The organism is Pseudomonas sp. BS3767 (assembly GCF_900099665.1).
Classification (GTDB): Bacteria; Pseudomonadota; Gammaproteobacteria; order Pseudomonadales; family Pseudomonadaceae; genus Aquipseudomonas; species Aquipseudomonas cerasi.
Window position 1 is genome coordinate 405,958 of sequence record NZ_FNCX01000004.1, and the last position, 19,166, is coordinate 425,123.

Genomic DNA, 19,166 nt, shown 5'->3' on the forward strand with positions numbered 1-19,166 from the left:
CGCCCGTTGCCACATCACATAATCGCGCTGAATCCTCTCTGGGAGACGGTCTTGCCGAGCGCAGCCCTTTCATCGTCAGTTTTGCTGGTGCAGATATCCGACAGTCACCTGTTCGCCGAGGCGGACGAGGCGTTGTTGGGCATGAGCACGCGGGACAGTCTGGAAAAAGTCGTTGATCAGGTGCTGGCCGAGCAGCCGCACATTGATCTTGTGGTCGCCAGCGGCGATATCTCGCAGGACGGCAGTGTCGAGTCTTACGAAGCGTTTCGTCGGATAAGCGGGCGGATCGACGCGCCTGCGCGCTGGTTCGCCGGTAATCACGACGAACTGCCGCAGATGGAGCAGGTTGCGCAGCCTAATGGGTTGCTCGACCCGGTGGTGGATATCGGCCAGTGGCGGGTGACGCTGCTGGATTCGGCAGTGCCCGGTTCGGTGCCTGGTTTTCTCGCGGCTACGCAATTGCAGTTGCTGGAGCAGGCGCTGAGTGAAGCGCCTGAGCGGCATCACCTGATCTGCCTGCACCATCACCCGGTGGCAATTGGTTGTGAGTGGATGGCGCCGATCGGCTTGCGCAATGCCGATGCATTGTTTGCCGTGCTCGATCGTTTTCCGCAGGTTCGCGCGATACTGTGGGGCCATGTGCATCAGGAATTCGATCAGATGCGTAACGGCGTGCGCCTGCTGGCGTCGCCTTCGACCTGCATTCAGTTCGCCCCGGGCAGTGTGGATTTCAAGGTCGACACCGCAGCGCCGGGCTATCGCTGGCTACGACTGCATGACGACGGGCGGCTGGAAACGGCTGTTTCCCGAGTGGTCGGCCTGGAGTTCGAGGTCGATTACGGCGGCACCGGTTATTGATTGGGCTGGCGGATACGTTTCCGGTGAGGTGTTGTAGCGTAAGTCCCTGTAAACTACACGGCTTTGCCTTGCACTCGGGAGCGACAGCGTGACGAGCGACACACCTTCACTGCTATACATCCATGGCTTGAACAGCTCGGCCCTGTCGAGAAAGGCCTGTCAGTTGAGTGCGCTGATGAAGTCTCTGGGTCTGGCTGATCGTCTGCAAGTCCCTGAACTGCATCACCATCCGCGCCAGGCCATGCTCCAGCTTGAAGCGGCTATCACGGCGCTGGGACGGCCATTACTGGTCGGCAGCTCCCTCGGCGGCTACTATGCGACTCATTTGGCGCAGCGGCACGGCCTCAAGGCGGTGCTGATCAACCCGGCAGTCAATCCGCATCAGCTGTTCGACGGGTTTCTCGGCGTGCAACAGAACCTGTACACCGGCGAGCAGTGGCAGTTGACCGAAGACCATATTCGGGCGCTGGCCGAGCTGGAAGTACCCGCGCCACAGGACCCGCAGCAGTTTCAGGTGTGGCTGCAGACCGGTGACGAGACGCTCGATTACCGTCGCGCCGAGAAGTTTTACCGGGCCTGTGCCTTGCGCATTCAGGCGGGCGGCGACCACAGTTTTCAGGGCTTTGCCGAGCGCATGCCGGCACTGCTGACGTTTGCCGGATTTGCTCCCGATCTGTTGCAGAAGATCGACCTGTCGGCGCTGTAAGTGCGGCAGGTGATGGATGTCCGGTCACATGAATGCAAGAACATTGAACCCCCGAAATTCCATGAAAGATTGATAACGAGAACCCATGGCCAATCCCAGCGCTAGCTCTTATAACGCAGACGCCATCGAAGTCCTCTCGGGCCTCGATCCGGTTCGCAAACGTCCGGGCATGTACACCGACACCTCGCGGCCCAACCACCTGGCTCAGGAAGTCATCGACAACAGCGTCGACGAAGCCCTGGCCGGTCACGCGCGTTCGGTACAGGTCATCCTTCATGCCGACAATTCGCTCGAAGTGTCGGACGACGGCCGCGGCATGCCGGTGGACATCCACCCGGAAGAAGGCGTGTCCGGCGTCGAGCTGATCCTCACCAAGCTTCACGCAGGCGGCAAGTTCTCCAACAAGAACTATCAGTTCTCCGGCGGCCTGCACGGCGTGGGCATTTCCGTCGTCAACGCGCTGTCCACCCAGGTTCGGGTGCGGGTCAAGCGTGATGGCAACGAATATGAAATGACCTTCGCTGACGGCTACAAGGCCACCGAGCTGGCGGTCGTCGGCACTGTCGGCAAGCGCAACACCGGGACCAGCGTCTATTTCGCCCCCGATCCGAAGTATTTCGATACGCCGAAGTTTTCCGTCAGCCGTCTCAAGCATGTGCTCAAGGCCAAGGCGGTTCTGTGCCCGGGCCTACTGGTCAGCTTCGAAGACAAATCCAGCGGCGAGAAAGTCGAGTGGCATTACGAAGACGGCCTGCGCTCCTACCTGCAGGACTCTGTCACCGAATTCCTGCGCCTGCCGGACGAGCCGTTCTGCGGCAGCTTCACCGGTAACAAGGAAGCGGTCGACTGGGCGCTGCTCTGGCTGCCCGAAGGGGGCGACAGCGTTCAGGAAAGTTACGTCAACCTGATCCCGACTGCGCAGGGCGGCACCCACGTGAACGGCTTGCGCCAGGGCCTGCTGGATGCCATGCGCGAGTTCTGCGAGTTCCGCAACCTGTTACCGCGTGGTGTGAAGCTGGCCCCGGAAGACGTCTGGGAACGCATTGCCTTCGTCCTGTCGATGAAAATGCAGGAGCCGCAGTTCTCCGGGCAGACCAAAGAACGTCTGTCGTCCCGTGAAGCGGCGGCCTTCGTCTCCGGTGTGGTCAAGGACGCATTCAGCCTGTGGCTCAACACGCACTCCGAACTGGGGTTGCAACTGGCCGATCTGGCGATCAACAACGCCGGTCGGCGCCTCAAGGCGAGCAAAAAGGTCGAGCGCAAGCGCATCACTCAAGGGCCGGCGTTGCCGGGCAAGCTGGCCGACTGTGCCGGGCAGGACCCGGCGCGCTCCGAACTGTTTCTGGTCGAGGGTGATTCTGCCGGTGGTTCCGCCAAACAGGCGCGCGACAAGGAATTCCAGGCGATCCTGCCGCTGCGCGGCAAAATCCTCAACACCTGGGAAGTGGACGGCGGCGAAGTGCTTGCCAGTCAGGAAGTCCACAACATTGCCGTGGCCATCGGGGTTGACCCGGGCGCAGCCGATATCAGCCAGTTGCGTTACGGCAAGATCTGCATCCTGGCTGACGCTGACTCGGACGGTCTGCACATTGCAACGCTGCTGTGTGCGTTGTTTGTGCAGCACTTCCGCCCGCTGGTCGACGCCGGGCATGTGTATGTCGCCATGCCGCCGCTGTACCGGATCGACCTGGGCAAGGAAATCTACTACGCGCTGGACGAAGCCGAGCGTGACGGGATTCTGGACCGTCTGGTCGCTGAAAAGAAACGTGGCAAGCCGCAGGTCACCCGATTCAAGGGCCTGGGTGAGATGAACCCGCCGCAGTTGCGCGAAACCACCATGGACCCGAACACGCGTCGTCTGGTGCAACTCACGCTGGATGATTTCGCCGCCACCTCGGAAATGATGGACATGCTGCTGGCGAAGAAGCGTGCAGGTGATCGCAAGTCCTGGCTCGAGTCGAAGGGCAACCTTGCCGAGGTTCTGACTTGATACGAGCCTGGCTCGCCGCCCTGATCCTGGTTGCCACGCCGGTTGTCGCTGCGCCACTCGAGGCCCTGAAGCTGCAATCCGAGCACCCGGTAGACGACATGGCCGGTGGCAATCTGTCAGGTCTGGCGATGTGCAACGGCCAACTGTGGACCGTGTCCGACCGTGACGATGATGTGCTGTACAGCCTGGATGTGTCGCAAGACACCTGGAAGGCTCAGTCACATCACATTGACGCACCTGCGCCACAAAGCTATCTGCCGTTGAAGTTGCGTTTCATGGCGGGTCTTTCCGCGCTGATACGCGGTGGCAGTCTGGATTTCGAAGGTGTCAGCTGTGACGCCGCGGGCAATCGCTACCTGGTCAGCGAGGCCTACGGCACGGTGCTCAAGGTTCCGGTCAGCGGTAAACCGGTCTGGCTGGATTTGCCGCAAGCGCTGGTGGATCAGGCGCGCGCTCAGGGCATGTTGCAGCGCTTCAACGCGATTTTCGAAGGGATTGCCGTGAGTCCTGCGGGCGACCGTCTCTGGCTGGCGGCCGAACGCGAGAAGCGTGGCTTGCTGGTGGTGCAACGCGACAAGCAGCAGTGGACCTGCGGGCAAAGCTGCGTGCTGCTGTCCGAGTCCGGTCTGGACGCGTTGCCGCCGGAGCAGGGCAGCAAAAAGGTGTCCACGGATTTTTCCGATGTGTCGCTGTACAACGGCAAGCTGTTCACGCTGGAACGCGCGGTGTACCGCATCTGTCTGCGTGATCTTGAGACAGGGCAGGTCGAGCGTTGCTGGTCGTTCGCCAAAGAGGCGATGGTGCCGTCGCGTCGTTACGATCAACCCTACGGCCTGACCGAGGCACTGGTGGTCGACGAGAAGGGCGCATGGATCGGCATCGACAATAACTTCGGTGCACGCGCCGACGGTGAGAAACGCCCGATCGTCTGGCGCTTCGCTGCACCTGAGGCGGGCTGGAGTGCTGGGCAATGAGCGACGTGCAGCCCGGCAAGCGCGCCGGTAAGGTGCTGATGATCGTGGCCTGGGCGGCCGGTCTGTTTCTCGCGACGCGCTTTTTCGGCGATTGGGAAGACCGGCAGCAGAACCCCAACACCGTGGTCACCTCGCAACACGGTGACGGCTATATAGAGGTGCAGCTGGCAGGCAATCGTCAGGGGCACTTCGTCACGACCGGCCAGATCAACGGCCGGACAGTGGAATTCATGATCGACACCGGGGCGACCGATGTGGCCGTACCCGGTGACATGGCTGACCGCCTGGGGCTCAAACGTGGCTATCCGGTCACGGTCAGCACGGCCAATGGCAACAGTCAGGGTTTTCGGACCACGCTTGACCGCTTGCAGCTGGGCGATATCGTCCTGACCAATGTGCGTGCCCTGGTGGCACCCGGTCTGGACGGTGAGCAGGTGCTGCTCGGTATGAGTGCAATGAAACAACTCGAATTCACACAGCGTGGCGGCAATTTGCTGTTGCGCCAGTCAACGAAATGATGAGGCCCGCATGAGCGACTCCCTTGACCTCAGCCTGGATGGTGTAGAACGCCGATCATTGGCTGACTTCACCGAACAGGCCTACCTCAACTACTCCATGTACGTGATCATGGACCGTGCCTTGCCGCATATCGGTGACGGCCTGAAGCCTGTTCAGCGACGTATCATCTACGCGATGAGCGAACTGGGCCTGGGTGCCGACGCCAAGCACAAGAAGTCGGCGCGTACCGTCGGCGACGTGCTCGGCAAGTTCCACCCGCACGGTGACTCGGCCTGTTACGAGGCGATGGTGCTGATGGCGCAGCCGTTCAGCTACCGCTACACGCTGGTAGACGGGCAGGGCAACTGGGGTGCGCCGGATGATCCCAAATCCTTTGCGGCCATGCGCTACACCGAGGCGCGCCTGTCGCGTTACTCGGAGGTCCTGCTCAGCGAGCTGGGCCAGGGCACTGCTGACTGGGTGCCGAACTTCGACGGCACCCTGGATGAACCTGCGGTGTTGCCGGCACGTTTGCCGAACATCCTGCTCAATGGCACCACCGGCATCGCCGTCGGTATGGCCACCGATGTGCCGCCGCATAACCTGCGCGAAGTCGCCAGTGCCTGCGTTCGTCTGCTGGACGATCCCAAGGCCACGGTTCCCGAGCTGTGCGAGCACATTCTGGGGCCGGACTATCCGACCGAAGCGGAAATCATCACGCCGCGTGCCGACCTGCTGAAAATCTACGAGACCGGGCGTGGCTCGGTGCGTATGCGCGCGGTTTACCGCATCGAAGATGGCGACATTATCGTCACTTCACTGGCGCATCAGGTATCCGGTGCCAAGGTACTGGAACAGATCGCCGCGCAGATGCAGGCCAAGAAGCTGCCGATGGTTGCCGACCTGCGCGATGAGTCGGACCACGAGAACCCTTGCCGTATCGTGATCATCCCGCGCTCCAACCGGGTTGAGCTGGACGAGCTGATGCAGCATCTGTTCGCGACCACCGAGCTGGAATCCAGTTACCGGGTGAACATCAACATCATCGGCCTGGATGGCAAGCCGCAGCTCAAAAACCTCAAGACATTGCTCGGCGAATGGCTGACGTTCCGTATCGGTACGGTACGTCGCCGTCTGCAATTCCGTCTGGACAAGGTCGAGCACCGTCTGCACCTGTTGGACGGTTTGCTCACGGCGTACCTGAACCTCGATGAAGTGATTCACATCATCCGTACCGCCGAGCACCCGAAGGCGGAGCTGATCGCGCGTTTCGATCTGTCGGAAATTCAGGCCGATTACATCCTCGACACCCGTTTGCGTCAGTTGGCGCGTCTGGAAGAGATGAAGCTGCGCAGCGAGCAGGATGCCTTGCGCAAAGAGCAGGCCAAGCTTCTGGCGCTGCTGAGCAGCGAGTCCAAGCTGCGCAAGCTGGTGCGTGCCGAACTGATTGCCGACGCTGAAACCTATGGCGACGACCGTCGTTCGCCCATCGTTGCCCGTGCCGAAGCCAAGGCGCTGTCTGAAAATGAACTAATGCCCACCGAGCCGGTGACTGTCGTCCTGTCGGAAAAAGGCTGGGTACGCTGTGCCAAGGGGCACGACATCGATGCGACCGGGCTTTCCTATAAAGCCGGGGACGGTTTCAAGACCTCGTCCATAGGCCGCTCCAATCAGTTCGCCGTGTTCATCGACTCGACCGGGCGCAGCTATTCGGTTGCCGCCCACACCCTGCCCTCCGCGCGAGGCCAGGGCGAGCCGCTGACGGGCAAGCTGCAACCGCCACCGGGTGCGACCTTCGAGTGCGTATTGTTGCCGGAAGACGATGCGCTGTACGTGATCGCGTCGGATGCCGGTTATGGTTTTGTCGTCAAAGGCGAAGACCTGCAAGCCAAGAACAAGGCGGGCAAGGCGCTGCTGAGCCTGCCGGCCGGGGCGAAAGTCATCCTGCCTCGCCCTGTGCCTGATCGTGAGCAGAACTGGCTGGCAGCCGTAACCACCGAAGGCCGTCTGCTGGTGTTCAAGATCAGCGATCTGCCGCAGTTGGGCAAAGGCAAGGGCAACAAGATCATCGGTATTCCGGGCGAGCGAGTAGCCAGCCGTGAAGAGTATGTGACTGATCTTGCGGTGATCGGGCAAGGCGCTACGCTGGTACTTCAGGCGGGCAAACGAACGCTGTCGCTGAAACCTGAAGACCTCGAACATTACAAGGGCGAGCGTGGCAGACGTGGCAATAAACTGCCAAGGGGCTTCCAGAGGGTCGATGCATTATTGGTGGAAAATAGCTGAAAACATTGATCTGGCACCAAGGTTCTTCGTTTTGCCATGAAGTACGATGCATAATCGCTGGAGTCATGGTGCATATTCACGGATGATATGGGGTCTTGGGGTGCATGCGTGGCTCAGTGCCTGCATGGGTCTTGAAAGTACTAATACTGTGGCCTGTCTCTGGACGGCCACCTGGATGGGATGATGAATTTTCTACGCCTTCCCTTGATCCTGCTGATGACTGGCGTTCTGGGTCTGGCTGGTTGCAGTGTGCGCCAGCCGACCGCGCTTTATCAGCTCGATAGCGGTGAGCCTGGTCAGCCGAAACAGAGTAGTGGTCTGGCAGTATTGCTGGGTCCTGTTTCGGTGGCCGACTATCTGCAACGCGAAACACTGCTGCAACGCCAGCCTGACGGCACCTTGACCGCTTCGTCCGATGGGCGCTGGGCGGGCAACCTGTCTTCGGATATCGACCAGTTGCTCTTGCGTCAGCTGGCCTGGAAGCTGGACAGCCAGCGCGTCGTCATGGCGCCTGCGACGGCCAGCTTCACGCCCGATGTTCAGGTCGTGCTGTCCATCACCCGCCTGGACTCCGGTGCCAAACAGCCCGCGGTACTGGACGCGCAATGGCGACTTCTGGACCGCAAGGGTCACGTCCGGGACAGCCGGCTGGTGCACCTGGAACAAGTCCATGCCGGCAGCTCTGCCGATCAGGTCAAGGCTCAGGGCGTGCTGTTGCAGCGCCTGGCTGATCAGGTCAGCACTGCGATCAAACCGATTTCCTGGCAGGCGCTCGACGAGCCGAAAAAAACGCCTGTCGCCAAGGCCAAAGAGCCGGACAAGCCAAGAATTCCACTGGCGTCCCCTATACGCACCGATCTTGAAGTGTTCCGCTTCTAGGGTCGGCCCAACAAAAAGCCCGCAGCGATGCGGGCTTTTTGTTGGGCGCTCATCTGGTTCTCACACCCCGGCGTTCCTGAAGCGCTGCACAGTCAGGATAGGACGCAGAGCGTCCAGAACGGCATTCCCATGCTGGAGCATGGGCACGATGGTGATCTTGCGGACGCCTATCACGCCATACGCTCCGGAACGGCATACCTGCGCTGGCGCAGGGGTACGATGGTGGTCTTGCGGGCACCTATCGTTCCTCACGCTCCGCGTGGGAATGCAGGTCGTGACGCTCTGCGTCACCTGATTGCGCCGGACCAGGTCGGTCAGGATCGGACGTCGAGTGCCCAGAACGGCGTGCCCATGCAGAGCATGGGCACGAGAGAAGAGTGAGCGGAGGAGAAGATCAGGCCTTGTTGGATTCGTGCATGCGCGCCAACTGGCGTTCGAGCATCGAAGGGTAAGGCTCCATCAGGCGTTCTACGCAGCAGGCACCTTCAGGGCTGGCGATCGGGCGGATGCGGGCGCGTTGACGGATCAACGGGTCGTCGTTGATGCGGCGTTCGACCAGCAGCAGGTTGCGGCTGTGCTGAGACAGCGCCAGTGCATCCTGCGCGGTTTCGGTCAGCAACAGATCGATCTGGCTCAGACCGCTCAAGCCTTCGCCCAGCGTCAGGCCCAGTTGCAGTTGCAAGGTGATGCCGCTGTCGGCCACCTCGATCTGCAAGGCATGGCTGAGTGCGCGCAACAGCTCACCGCAGCAGATCGCGTTGGTCAGGTAGTCATCACCGCTTTCGTGGCTGTGGAACAGCATCAGCGTGCTGCCGTCATTCAGCGTGTGCAGCTCGCTTTCATACAGCGAGGCGGCCTGATCGAGGCAGTCGCGGTAGCGTTGCAGCAATTCGGTCAGGCGTGCGCGCGGCAGGCGGCGCAATTGATCCTGCGCACCCAGTTGCACGGCCAGCACTGCACTGTTGTGCGGTTCGACCGGCGCTACCGAGGCAGCCGCCGGGCGAACGGCTGGCGAGTTGTCCGAGTGGTCGCGCAGATCGGCGAACGGATCCTCCTCATCGTCGTCTTCATCTTCCTCGGCAACGATGCGGCGCTGCACCGGTGGTGCCGGCAGGCGCGGTTTTGCTTCGCTGCTGCGTGCCGAAACCTTCGGTGCGGGCTTCTCTTCCGGCTCCAGATAAGGATCTTCGCTGTCGTCTTCCTCGCCGTCATACTCGGGCTCGGGCAGCGGTTCTGGCTCCGGCACCGGCGGCGCGAACGAGGTGCGCAGCTGGCGCGCCAGATCGCCGATTTCATCCTGGCGATCAGTGGCTGGTGTATACGGGTCAATATCCCGCAGCCAGATACGCATCTGCATCAGTGGCGTGGAGATGTGGCGGCCAAGACGCAGGCTCAGCGCCAGCGCCAGGGCCAGCAGGATACCGGCCAGAATGCCCATGCTCTGCAGGCTGATGGTCATCGGCTGCTGGAACTGCGACATGTCGAGGCTGATGCGCAGATGGCCCGCCATCACGTCCTGGAACGTGATCTTGATTTCATACAGACCCTGAGCTTCCCCCAGCAGACCGTTTTTCGGACGCTGGCCGGCCTCCGCGAGGATGCGGTTATCCACACTGTAGATAGCGGCATGCGCTACCAGCGGGTTCTTGACCAGATTGCCCAGCAGCACGTTGAGACTGAGGATGTCGTTGGACACCAACAGCTCGGTAGCCGAGGTGGCGGTCTGGGTGGTCAGGGCCTGCCCCAGCGCATCGGCCTGTTCATGCATGGCCTGCTTGAACTGCAGGCCCATGACACCGGCGTAGATCACCAGCGCCAAAGCGACCAGGATCACGTTATGGCTGGCAATGCGCAAAGCGATCGGTACACGGCGATGACGCAGGGCACGAAAGATGAGCAGGAAGAAATTATCGGTTTTAACGGGCGTGGGCCGGTTCACAGAGCACGGCTCTTTCGGTGAAGTTGTCGCGCAGTATAACGAGCGACCCAGTGGCGGCAAAGCGCTGCCTGTGCCCGGTGGTCACTGAATGTGGTTAGAATGCGGTTTTTTTCCACTGCGGGGGTGCGCCTTGCGCGAAATCGTCCTGATTAACATCACTGGTGTCGACCGTCCCGGTCTCACTGCAGCCATCACCGGCGTCCTCGCCCAGGGTGGCGTGAACATTCTCGATATTGGTCAGGCGGTGATCCACGACACCCTGTCGTTCGGCATCCTGGTTGAAATTCCGGATACCGTGCAGGGATCCTCGGTGCTCAAGGACATCCTGTTCACCGCCTACGAACTGGATCAGCAAGTCCGTTTCACTGCGGTGTCCGAAACCGACTATCAACACTGGGTCGAAGGCCAGGGCAAGGCGCGTCACATCGTTACGCTGCTGACCCGTAAGGTCACGGCCGAGCAATTGCAGTGCGTCAGCGCCATTACTGCCAAGTACGGGCTGAATATCGATCAGATCGATCGGTTGTCCGGTCGTATGCCGCTCGACACCCCGGCCGACAAAGGCAAGGGCTGCATCGAGTTCACCGTGCGCGGCGAGCCTGCCGACCCGAAAGCCATGCAGGCCGAATTTCTCGCGGTTGCCCAGGATCTCAACGTCGATATCGCGTTTCAGCAGGATTCGCTGTTCCGTCGTAACCGGCGCCTGGCGGTGTTCGACATGGATTCGACCCTCATCGAGGCCGAAGTCATCGATGAACTGGCCAAGGCAGCAGGCGTCGGCGAGCAGGTTTCCGAGATTACCGAGCGTGCCATGCGCGGCGAACTGGATTTCAGCGAAAGCTTCAAAGAGCGTCTGGCCCTGCTCAAGGGGCTCGATGTGAGCGTGCTGGATGAAATCGGCGCGTCTCTGCGCTTGACCGAAGGCGCTGAAACGCTGTTCTCCGAACTCAAGCGGCTGGGTTACAAGACGGCGATTCTGTCGGGTGGCTTCACCTATTTCGCCAAGCAGTTGCAAGCAAAGCTGGGCATCGATTACGTCTTTGCCAATGAACTGGAAGTGGTTGACGGCAAGGTCACCGGCGTAGCAGTCGAGCCGATTGTCAATGCGCAGCGCAAGGCCGACCTGTTGCGCGAACTGGCTCACAAGGAAGGGTTGAGCCTGGAGCAGACCATCGCGGTCGGCGACGGTGCCAATGACCTGCCGATGCTGGCGATTGCCGGGCTGGGTGTAGCGTTCCGTGCCAAGCCACTGGTCAAGCAATCGGCCAAACAGGCCATTTCGACGCTGGGACTCGATGGCGTGCTGTATCTGCTGGGTTTCCGCGACCGCGAAGGAAAGCGCTGACGCTCAGGCCGTGGTGGTTTGCCCCTGATTGCGAGGGGCCAATCGCGACGGCTGTCGCAGTGATCGCTACAGCGTGCCCCACAAGGAATCGAATTCCTGATCCGGCCTGGCCTTTTCGGTTTCGGTCGCTTTCGGGGCGTCGTACATCTGATACTCGAACTGATTGTAACTGGCGCTACTGACCTGCCGGTTGCTCAGTGACGCGCGGCGTTCTTCACCGGCGACGTTGATCATCACCTTGTTGCCCTCCTGAAAAGGCAGACGCGGTGCGAGCACGGTGGGCGGTTTTTCCATGGCGCGTACTTCGGGCAGCATCAGGGTTCGCAGGTACTGGCTGTTCTGCTGTTCGCGAATCAGCTGCATGCCGCATGGCTGGGCAAACGGGGCGATCAGTTCGATCCCCATCTGTGTGCCGCCGCTGCGTACCTGGCGGATCCAGCGCACGATGGCAATGCTCCAGCCCTGGCCGGCGTCATCCTGAATACCCACCAGTTCGCCAGCCTGCAACTGCTGAGGTACGTCCTTCTGCCACGCCAGGCAGTATCCGCCCGGGCTGTGGTTGACAATATTCAGGTCGAAGGTCGGAAACGTATGCTGGTTGTTGGAAAGCGAGTCGCTGTCGCCGTCGTTTTTCGGGTATTCGATCTCTTCGTAGGGCAGCAGAACGGATGAAGTCTTGCCGCGCTGAGTGTCGAAGGCAGACGCCCACGGATCGTCCGCGTCATCATTGGCCATCTTCAACGAAAAGCTCGCTGCACTGGTGGCGCTGTTCAACTGCAACAGCTCGCTGAACGACTTCTGGCCAGCGACATAGAAATGCAGCGCGCTCATGCCGATGCACAGTTTCAGCGTGCCCTGACCGGGGGTGCGTTGAAAGGTGCGTTCGGCCACATCACCCCAGGCGACCGCCAGATGTTGCAGCAGGTCGGTGTTGATACCGGTTGGAATCAGCAACGGCGAAGGGGTGCGCTGGTCATCCGGCAGGGCCAGGTACTGATTGATCGCTTCAGCCAGCGCGTAGGTGTTGATACCCAGCAGCCGAGGAGATTGTTCGTCGCTGAACAGGGTGCGGTACAGCGGCGGTTTGTCGACCGTCGGGTCCAGAGCGAAGAGGCTGCTTTCAGTGACCGGCAATTGCAGCTTTACCAGAGGGCTCCAGGCCTCCAGCGCATCGGCCAGTTTGCCGATGTTCAACTGACGCATCTGGTTGCAGCGTGAGCAACCCATCAGCAGCGCGATCACGTAGGTCTGTTCCACGCTCAGCACTTTGCTGTGATGGGCCAGGGGCTCTTCGACCGGCGTGTTGTGCAACTGGTACTGACGGGCAATCTGGTAGATCTGATGCAGCTCGAGCCACAGGCCGTCCTGAACCGGACAGTAAAGCTGGTTGGCGCGTATCAGTGGCCCGTTGAGACCATGCAGTGCGCGTTGCAGCGCAGTGCTGAACAGCCCGGCCTGGTCTCGGGTATAGCGCGGGGCGACCTGCTGAATGATCTGCTTGTAACCGGTTGCGAGATGGTTTTGCAGCGCCTGGCAAAGGTTGGCCACCTTACGTGGTCGCTCGTCCAGCACAATGGCCTGATTGAGAAAGTGACGTTCAAGGTGCTTGCAGACGAAGTACACCTCGGGCCGCAGCAACTCAAGCAATTGCAGGCGGTTCTCGCTCGGGGTGATCAACTGGTTCAGCTCGGTCAGCCCTTGATAGAGCTGGCGCGCCATTTCTCCGAGGTTCGCCTTGGGCAATCTGGAGATCCAGCGTTTGAGGTCGCGGGGGTTGGCTTCACTGAATGTCAGGCTCGACTGCGTCGGCGTGGGGGCACGCAATAGCAGAGGGAGGCTAAAATTACTCATGTGACAGGCAAGCTCCAACAACTCACTGGCGCGGACGATGGCTTCAGATGGGGGCCGAGGTTATCGCGCACCCGCGATGTGCCGAGCATACGCCCATGAAAGTGAGAAGTATCCTACAGCATCGATGTAACGACTTTACCAGTATCGACATCACCCCGCAGCAACTATGGCCTCAGGCCATTACCGTCCGGCGGCACGTTGCATGAGCGCCAATATCCATCATTGGACGCTCATGCAGCGAGGCTCAGGCCGCGATCATGCCTGGGCCGGAACAGCCAGTGACTGTCCCATCTGAACCTTGGAACCCGCCGTCAGTTGTTCGGCCCATTTCACCTGACCTGGACCGAACAGCACGATGGCGGTAGAGCCAAGCTTGAACCGACCCATTTCGGCACCTTTTTCCAGGTGGATCGGCGCGCGCGCCGCTTCGTCGTAGCTGAACGTTTTCAGTTCACGCTTGGGCGGTGTGACCAGCCCGGCCCATACCGTTTCGACAGACGCCACGATCATCGCGCCGACCAGCACCACTGCCATTGGTCCGCGCTCGGTGTCGAACAGGCAGACCACTCGCTCGTTACGGGCGAACAGCTCGGGTACGTTTTCAGCCGTGGTCTGGTTGACCGAGAAGATGCGGCCCGGCACGTAGACCATTTCACGCAGCGTGCCAGCCAGTGGCATGTGGACGCGGTGATAGTCCTTCGGCGACAGGTAGACGGTTGCGAACTCGCCGCCCATGAAGGGCGCTGACAGCTTGGGGTCACCGCCGAGCAGTTCCAGTACGCTGAAGCTGTGGCCCTTGGCCTGGAAGATCCGGCCGTGGTCGATAGGGCCCAACTGGCTGATGGCGCCGTCGGCTGGCGAAAGAATCGCGCCCGGCGTGGTATCGAGCGGGCGGGCGTCGGCCTTCAATGCGCGGGTGAAGAACGCATTGAAGTGCTCGTAGGACGTCAGGTCTTCGACCAGGGCCTGCGACATGTCCACTTGATAACGGCGGGCAAACCACGCGGTGAAAGCGTTTTTGAACCAGCGTACGCGGCATTCGGCAACGCAGCCTGCCAGTCGGGACAGCAGGTGGTGCGGCAGCAGGTACTGGCTGATGATGAACAAGCGGTCTTTCATTGAAGGTCCTGAGGATGAGTGTCCTGAATATTTCTGCGAGGCCTGTCGCGGTTCGCTAGAGCGGACAGGTTCGACGGTTTCGGCTGGTGCTGGCTGCGCAGGCGCGACGGGTTGCGCAACCTCGACTGACTCGGCGGGCACGGTGGCCAATTCCGGAAGTTCTACCGGTGTCTCCGGGTGATTGCCCCATTCACCCCACGAGCCGGCATAGGCCTTGACCCTTGGGTAGCCCAGCGCCTTGGCCACCAGGTAGGTGAAGCCCGAGCGGTGATGGGTCTGGCAATGCGTGATGATTTCCTTGTCGGGCGTGATGCCCAGGTCGCGAAGGATCTCCGGCATGTCCTGGCGAATACGCAGGTTGCGCGCCTTGTCCATGCCCGCCGTCCACTCGAAATTGACGGCGCCGGGTATATGCCCGCCTTTGGCCGCGACCACTTTTTCGCCCGAATACTCGGTCGGTGCACGAGCATCCCAGATCGCCAGATCGGCGGCGCCCAGACGGCTTTGCAGGTACTCGAGTGTGGCGGTAGGTTCGTCGTGCAGCGTCAGCGTTACCGGGGTATCGGCAGCAGGCGGAACGTCGGAGCTCAGTGGCAGCAATTGCGCTTCCCAGGCCAGCAGTCCACCGTCCAGATAGTGATAACGGCTGTGGCCGATAACATCCAGCAACCAGATGAAACGCCCGGCCCAGCCGCCGCCTTCGTCATCGTAGACGACATACACGGCATCGGGGTTGTGGCCCAGTTCGCCGAACAATTGCTCAAGGCTGGCAGTGTCGGGCAGCAGGCCGGGGGCCGGAGGCTTGCCCAGTTGCGTACGTTTCGGATCGACGAAGCGGGCACCGCGAATGTGCCCGGCTTCGTAGCGAGCGCTGCTGGTCAGATCCACGAGGATCAGTTCCGGGGCGTCTAGACGCTCAAGCAGATCGTTGGGTTCGATGACCAGCGACAAGCCAGTGAATGCGGACATTTGCAGCCTCCGATGAAAGGAAAGGGGCGAATTGTACGCCAGGCCTCATGCTTTGCGATGACTAAAGATGCCCAGTGCCCGTTCAATACATTGCGCGGTTTTTCCGAATGCCTGGACGGAAATTTCCGACAAGGCCCCGCCGCCCTGGTCGGCGACCACCAGCAGCATGACTTTGCCGTTGTTGCTCAGCGAGCGAATCAGCCAGTGCTGACCACTGAACAGGGTTTTCAGCGGCGGGGGCAGCAGGGCGGCAAATTGCGCACTGTTGGCGGGTGTCATGCGCAACTGTGTCGGCTGTGTGAGCAGACGCTGCAGTACGGTGCTTTCCTTGATGAACAACTGCAAGGTTGCGGCGTCCTTCGGCAGCCCGGCAGTCTGATTGACGCGCAGCACCGTTGACGTCTTGTCCAGCATCAGCAGCATGACCCGCTCCATGCCACACGAGATAAATGCATCGCGCGCCGAAGTGGTCAGGTGCATGGCGTTGATGAACGGGCTGGGATCCTGCAGCAGCTCGGCACACTGCTTGCGCCACAGTTGCAGGGCGTCTGCCGATGGCGGCGGTGCAGGTTCATTGTCGCGCCTTACGCGGCGTGCGTCCCACGGCCAGATCAGCGATTCGGCCGGGTGCCAGAGGTCTTTTTCCGCATGGATGCGGGCGCTGCTGGCGGCATTCTGGTGCGCCTGTTGTTGTACTTCGCCGATCGACTGTTGCAGGTAAAGGCTGGTCAGCCGTTCCCAGCGCAGGCAGTGCGGGCTGTTCCAGGCATTTTGCGCCGCCAGCGCCAGGCCATTGCCCAGCAACACGGTATTGGCGGGCTGGTTCAGCCAGCGCCGCAGGTTGGGGTCGTCGTCCATGAGTTGTTGCTGGTGCAGTGGGCTGTGTTCTTCGCGGGCGATACGCAGCGCCTTGGCCAGATCGCGTCGCTCGTTGATCAACAGTTTATAGCCGCGCGTGACCCAGATCGGCAGGCGCCAGAACTCGGCGAGTGCCAGGCACAATTCCAGCAGGTTGACGCCGAACAGCTCTTTTTCCACTGCAACGCTGGAATGGCCCTTGTGGATAACCCGCAGCTCCAGTTCTTCGAGCAGCTTCGGATAGGCCAATGCCATCGGCCAGAGCGGTGACAGAAACAGCAGGCTGCCCATGTGGATGTCCTGCCAGAGTCGCGCAAGGCGGCTGGCAAACAGGCCGTTGGCCTGTTGCGTGGCGTGCTGACTGACCAGAATCAGCTGGCGATAGGCCGCAGGAATTTCTTCAGGCGGCTTGGCCGGCAAACGGCCCAGAAGGACTTCGGTGCGCGCCAGACCCAGACGATTGATCGCAATCTCAAGGCTCTCGGCCTGCTCGGTCAAACCGTGCGTGTGGTGATTGGCCTCGCGCATCACGCTCAGCACCAGCGCAGGACTTTCCTGCATCATTTCAGCGATTTCACGCAGTGAGCGACGACTGTCGTTCAAGGCGGAGCGGACGTGTCCATGATTGACGGCAGGGACCGGCAACGCGATACCGTCAAGCAGTTTGACCCAGGCATCCAGCGTCTTCGGAACGAGGTGATGTGCTGCGTGTACTGTCGGCATTCGAGGGCCTGTGCTGCTGATTATCTGAGCTGGAAAACCGCCAGCGTACGGGGCGCTGAGGCCAGTTTCCTCCTTTTATGGAGGCGCATAAATGGGTTTTTCAAAAGAACCGGCTATAGTCTGGCCCAGTTAGGCCGATAAGGAGAAGAAGAGATTCAACAACTTCCGGACTGTCCCTGAACCCGACTCAGTAAAGTATTTTTTCCTATGGCTAAAATCATCGGCATCATTGTCGTTCTCGCAAGTGTCATCGGCGGATATGTGCTGTCCCATGGCAAGGTCATGGCGCTGTTCCAACCGTACGAGGTCTTGATTATCGGCGGTGCTGCACTGGGCGCGTTCCTTCAGGCCAACCCTGGCTACATGTTCATGCACGTGTTCAAGAAGTCGCTGAAGATGTTCGGTTCGCGCTTCACGCATGCCTATTACCTCGAAGTGCTGGGCCTGGTTTATGAAATCCTCAACAAGAGCCGCCGTGAAGGCATGATGGCGATTGAAGGAGATATCGAAGACGCTGCTTCCAGCCCGATCTTCGCCAAATACCCGGGTGTCCTCAAGGATGAACGCATGACTGCGTACATCTGCGACTACCTGCGGATCATGTCGTCCGGCAACATGGCTCCCCACGAGCTGGAAGGTCTGTTCGACATGGAACTGCTGAGCATGAAAGAAGACCTCGAGCATCCATCCCATGCCATTACCGGTATCGCCGACGGTATGCCCGGCTTCGGTATCGTGGCTGCGGTACTGGGTATCGTGGTGACCATGGCGTCGCTGGGTTCCGGCGACAAGGCTGCGATCGGTATGCACGTAGGTGCGGCGCTGGTCGGTACGTTCTTCGGTATTCTCGCGGCTTACGGTTTCTTCGGTCCTCTGGCCACCAGCCTTGCGCATGATGCCAAGGAAGAAATGAACGTTTACGAGGCCATCAAGGCGTCCCTGGTGGCCTCGGCCTCCGGCATGCCGCCTTCGCTGGCTGTCGAGTTCGGCCGCAAGGTTCTCTATCCGCTGCATCGCCCCAGCTTCAGCGAGCTGGAACAAGCGGTTCGCGGTCGCTAAGTCATGGAAAATAATCAGCCGATTATCATCAAGCGCGTAAAGCGCTTTGGTGGCGGACATCATGGCGGTGCCTGGAAAATCGCGTTTGCCGACTTCGCGACGGCGATGATGGCGTTCTTTCTGGTGCTGTGGCTGATGTCGTCCGCCACCCCCGAGCAATTGCTCGCGGTCGCCGGTTATTTCAAGGACCCTGTCGGCTTTTCGGACAGCGGTTCGCCGTATGTGATCGATCTGGGCGGTTCGCCGGAGATGTCGCCGAACCAGACGCTGAACCCCGAGGTAAAGACCACGCCTTCGCCGGACACCGTGCCGCTTGAGGCGGAAACTGCCGAGACCAAGGCTGAAGAGGTAGAGCAGGAGCGTCTGGAGATGCTGCTCCAGGAATTGCAGAACAAGGTCGAGGAAAACCCGCAACTGCAAAAATTCAAGGATCAGATTCTGTTCGAGATCACTCAGGACGGCTTGCGTATCCAGATCATGGATGCGGAAAATCGACCGATGTTCGACTCGGGCAGCGCGCGTCTCAAGCCTTATTTCGAAGACATTCTGCTGGCTCTGGCTGACACCATCAAAAGTGTGCCGAACAAGATCAGCATCAGCGGTCATACCGATGCAACGCCTTTCGTGGGCAGCGGCGGGTTCGGCAACTGGGAGCTGTCGGCCAATCGTGCCAATGCTGCACGCCGCGCACTGGTAGCGGGGACCTATCCGGACTCACAGGTGGCCAGGGTGGTAGGGTACGCATCGTCTGCTCTTTATGATCACCAGAACCCGACCAACCCGGTCAATCGCCGCATCGATATCGTGGTGCTGACCAAAAAAGCCCAGCAGCGTATCGAGGGCGATCAGAACTCCGGCGGCGCGCCAGCCACGCCAGCCACGCCTGGCGCGCCGGCAGCACCCGCACCAGCTCCGGCGGCACCGGCCGTGCCCGCTGCTCCGGGGGCTTCGACAGCGGCGCCGCCAGACCCGCAGGCCTACGCCCAGCCGCGCGAGATCCGGCAGAAGCTGAATATCTTTGACGATGGCAAGTTGCGGGTCGAGCCAGCCCAGAACTGAGCTGCAACCGATACAAAAACGCCGCGATCATCGCGGCGTTTTTGCGTGTGGCG

General features: G+C 60.7%; 14 protein-coding genes and 1 pseudogene. 10 read left to right on the forward strand and 5 right to left on the reverse strand.

Annotation, left to right across the window (positions count from 1 at the left end; all coding sequences use genetic code 11):
• The first annotated feature begins 51 nt into the window (after positions 1-51).
• The 7 genes from cpdA (at position 52) to BLR16_RS14800 (ending at position 8,191) form a co-directional block, all read left to right on the forward strand.
• Positions 52-858, forward strand: coding sequence for a 3',5'-cyclic-AMP phosphodiesterase (gene cpdA / locus BLR16_RS14770; protein ID WP_072365015.1), 807 nt, complete (start codon positions 52-54; stop codon positions 856-858).
• 88 nt (positions 859-946) lie between these two features.
• Positions 947-1,564, forward strand: coding sequence for a YqiA/YcfP family alpha/beta fold hydrolase (locus BLR16_RS14775; RefSeq protein ID WP_003366268.1), 618 nt, complete (start codon positions 947-949; stop codon positions 1,562-1,564).
• Positions 1,565-1,649: 85 nt separating this feature from the next.
• On the forward strand, positions 1,650-3,554 hold the full coding sequence (parE, locus tag BLR16_RS14780) for a DNA topoisomerase IV subunit B (protein WP_003431952.1): 1,905 nt from the start codon (positions 1,650-1,652) through the stop codon (positions 3,552-3,554).
• On the forward strand, positions 3,551-4,528 hold the full coding sequence (locus tag BLR16_RS14785; RefSeq protein WP_074806784.1) for an esterase-like activity of phytase family protein: 978 nt from the start codon (positions 3,551-3,553) through the stop codon (positions 4,526-4,528). The genes parE and BLR16_RS14785 overlap by 4 nt, the downstream gene beginning before the upstream one ends.
• Entirely contained in the window at positions 4,525-5,046 is a 522-nt protein-coding gene (locus BLR16_RS14790; protein WP_054081306.1) for a retropepsin-like aspartic protease family protein, read from the forward strand. Before BLR16_RS14785 ends, BLR16_RS14790 begins: the two co-directional genes overlap by 4 nt.
• Positions 5,047-5,056: 10 nt before the next feature.
• Entirely contained in the window at positions 5,057-7,312 is a 2,256-nt protein-coding gene (parC, locus tag BLR16_RS14795; protein ID WP_074806788.1) for a DNA topoisomerase IV subunit A, read from the forward strand.
• 183 nt (positions 7,313-7,495) lie between these two features.
• The gene (locus tag BLR16_RS14800; RefSeq protein ID WP_024661443.1) at positions 7,496-8,191 is read left to right on the forward strand and encodes a PqiC family protein; all 696 of its coding nucleotides are present in this window, start codon (positions 7,496-7,498) and stop codon (positions 8,189-8,191) included.
• A gap of 394 nt (positions 8,192-8,585) precedes the next feature.
• On the opposite strand, the gene BLR16_RS14810 is transcribed toward BLR16_RS14800, so the two are convergent.
• Positions 8,586-10,130, reverse strand: coding sequence for a HAMP domain-containing protein (locus tag BLR16_RS14810; RefSeq protein ID WP_003431947.1), 1,545 nt, complete (start codon positions 10,128-10,130; stop codon positions 8,586-8,588).
• Between the two features lie 130 nt (positions 10,131-10,260).
• Here BLR16_RS14810 and serB point away from each other — a divergent pair, with 130 nt between their 5' ends.
• The gene (gene serB / locus BLR16_RS14815; protein WP_003431946.1) at positions 10,261-11,475 is read left to right on the forward strand and encodes a phosphoserine phosphatase SerB; all 1,215 of its coding nucleotides are present in this window, start codon (positions 10,261-10,263) and stop codon (positions 11,473-11,475) included.
• A gap of 66 nt (positions 11,476-11,541) precedes the next feature.
• On the opposite strand, the gene BLR16_RS14820 is transcribed toward serB, so the two are convergent.
• The 4 genes and pseudogenes from BLR16_RS14820 to BLR16_RS14835 form a co-directional block, all read right to left on the reverse strand.
• Complete coding sequence (locus BLR16_RS14820) at positions 11,542-13,326, reverse strand: hypothetical protein (RefSeq protein WP_024661604.1); 1,785 nt, start codon at positions 13,324-13,326, stop codon at positions 11,542-11,544.
• Between the two features lie 255 nt (positions 13,327-13,581).
• A complete protein-coding gene (gene asd / locus BLR16_RS28895) occupies positions 13,582-14,445 on the reverse strand; it encodes an archaetidylserine decarboxylase (RefSeq protein WP_024661605.1) in 864 nt (287 codons plus the stop codon).
• Between the two features lie 156 nt (positions 14,446-14,601).
• Positions 14,602-15,414: pseudogene (locus BLR16_RS28900) on the reverse strand (rhodanese-like domain-containing protein); the annotation flags it as partial.
• A gap of 45 nt (positions 15,415-15,459) precedes the next feature.
• Positions 15,460-16,995 (reverse strand): HDOD domain-containing protein, encoded by a 1,536-nt coding sequence (locus BLR16_RS14835; protein ID WP_003431943.1) that lies wholly within the window; start codon positions 16,993-16,995, stop codon positions 15,460-15,462.
• A gap of 207 nt (positions 16,996-17,202) precedes the next feature.
• Between BLR16_RS14835 and motA the strand changes: the two genes are divergently transcribed.
• Together motA and motB are read left to right on the forward strand one after the other, a co-directional pair.
• On the forward strand, positions 17,203-18,054 hold the full coding sequence (gene motA, locus BLR16_RS14840) for a flagellar motor stator protein MotA (RefSeq protein WP_003342993.1): 852 nt from the start codon (positions 17,203-17,205) through the stop codon (positions 18,052-18,054).
• A gap of 3 nt (positions 18,055-18,057) precedes the next feature.
• The gene (gene motB / locus BLR16_RS14845) at positions 18,058-19,113 is read left to right on the forward strand and encodes a flagellar motor protein MotB (RefSeq protein WP_074806795.1); all 1,056 of its coding nucleotides are present in this window, start codon (positions 18,058-18,060) and stop codon (positions 19,111-19,113) included.
• Positions 19,114-19,166 lie beyond the last annotated feature (53 nt).

Coding starts and splice junctions, on each gene's coding strand:
- parE (WP_003431952.1), top strand. CDS start 1,650: ATGGCCAATCCCAGCGCTAGCTCTTATAACGCAGACGCCATCGAAGTC.
- parC (WP_074806788.1), top strand. CDS start 5,057: ATGAGCGACTCCCTTGACCTCAGCCTGGATGGTGTAGAACGCCGATCA.
- BLR16_RS14835 (WP_003431943.1), bottom strand. CDS start 16,995: ATGCCGACAGTACACGCAGCACATCACCTCGTTCCGAAGACGCTGGAT.
- BLR16_RS14820 (WP_024661604.1), bottom strand. CDS start 13,326: ATGAGTAATTTTAGCCTCCCTCTGCTATTGCGTGCCCCCACGCCGACG.
- motB (WP_074806795.1), top strand. CDS start 18,058: ATGGAAAATAATCAGCCGATTATCATCAAGCGCGTAAAGCGCTTTGGT.
- asd (WP_024661605.1), bottom strand. CDS start 14,445: ATGAAAGACCGCTTGTTCATCATCAGCCAGTACCTGCTGCCGCACCAC.
- motA (WP_003342993.1), top strand. CDS start 17,203: ATGGCTAAAATCATCGGCATCATTGTCGTTCTCGCAAGTGTCATCGGC.
- BLR16_RS14800 (WP_024661443.1), top strand. CDS start 7,496: ATGAATTTTCTACGCCTTCCCTTGATCCTGCTGATGACTGGCGTTCTG.
- BLR16_RS14790 (WP_054081306.1), top strand. CDS start 4,525: ATGAGCGACGTGCAGCCCGGCAAGCGCGCCGGTAAGGTGCTGATGATC.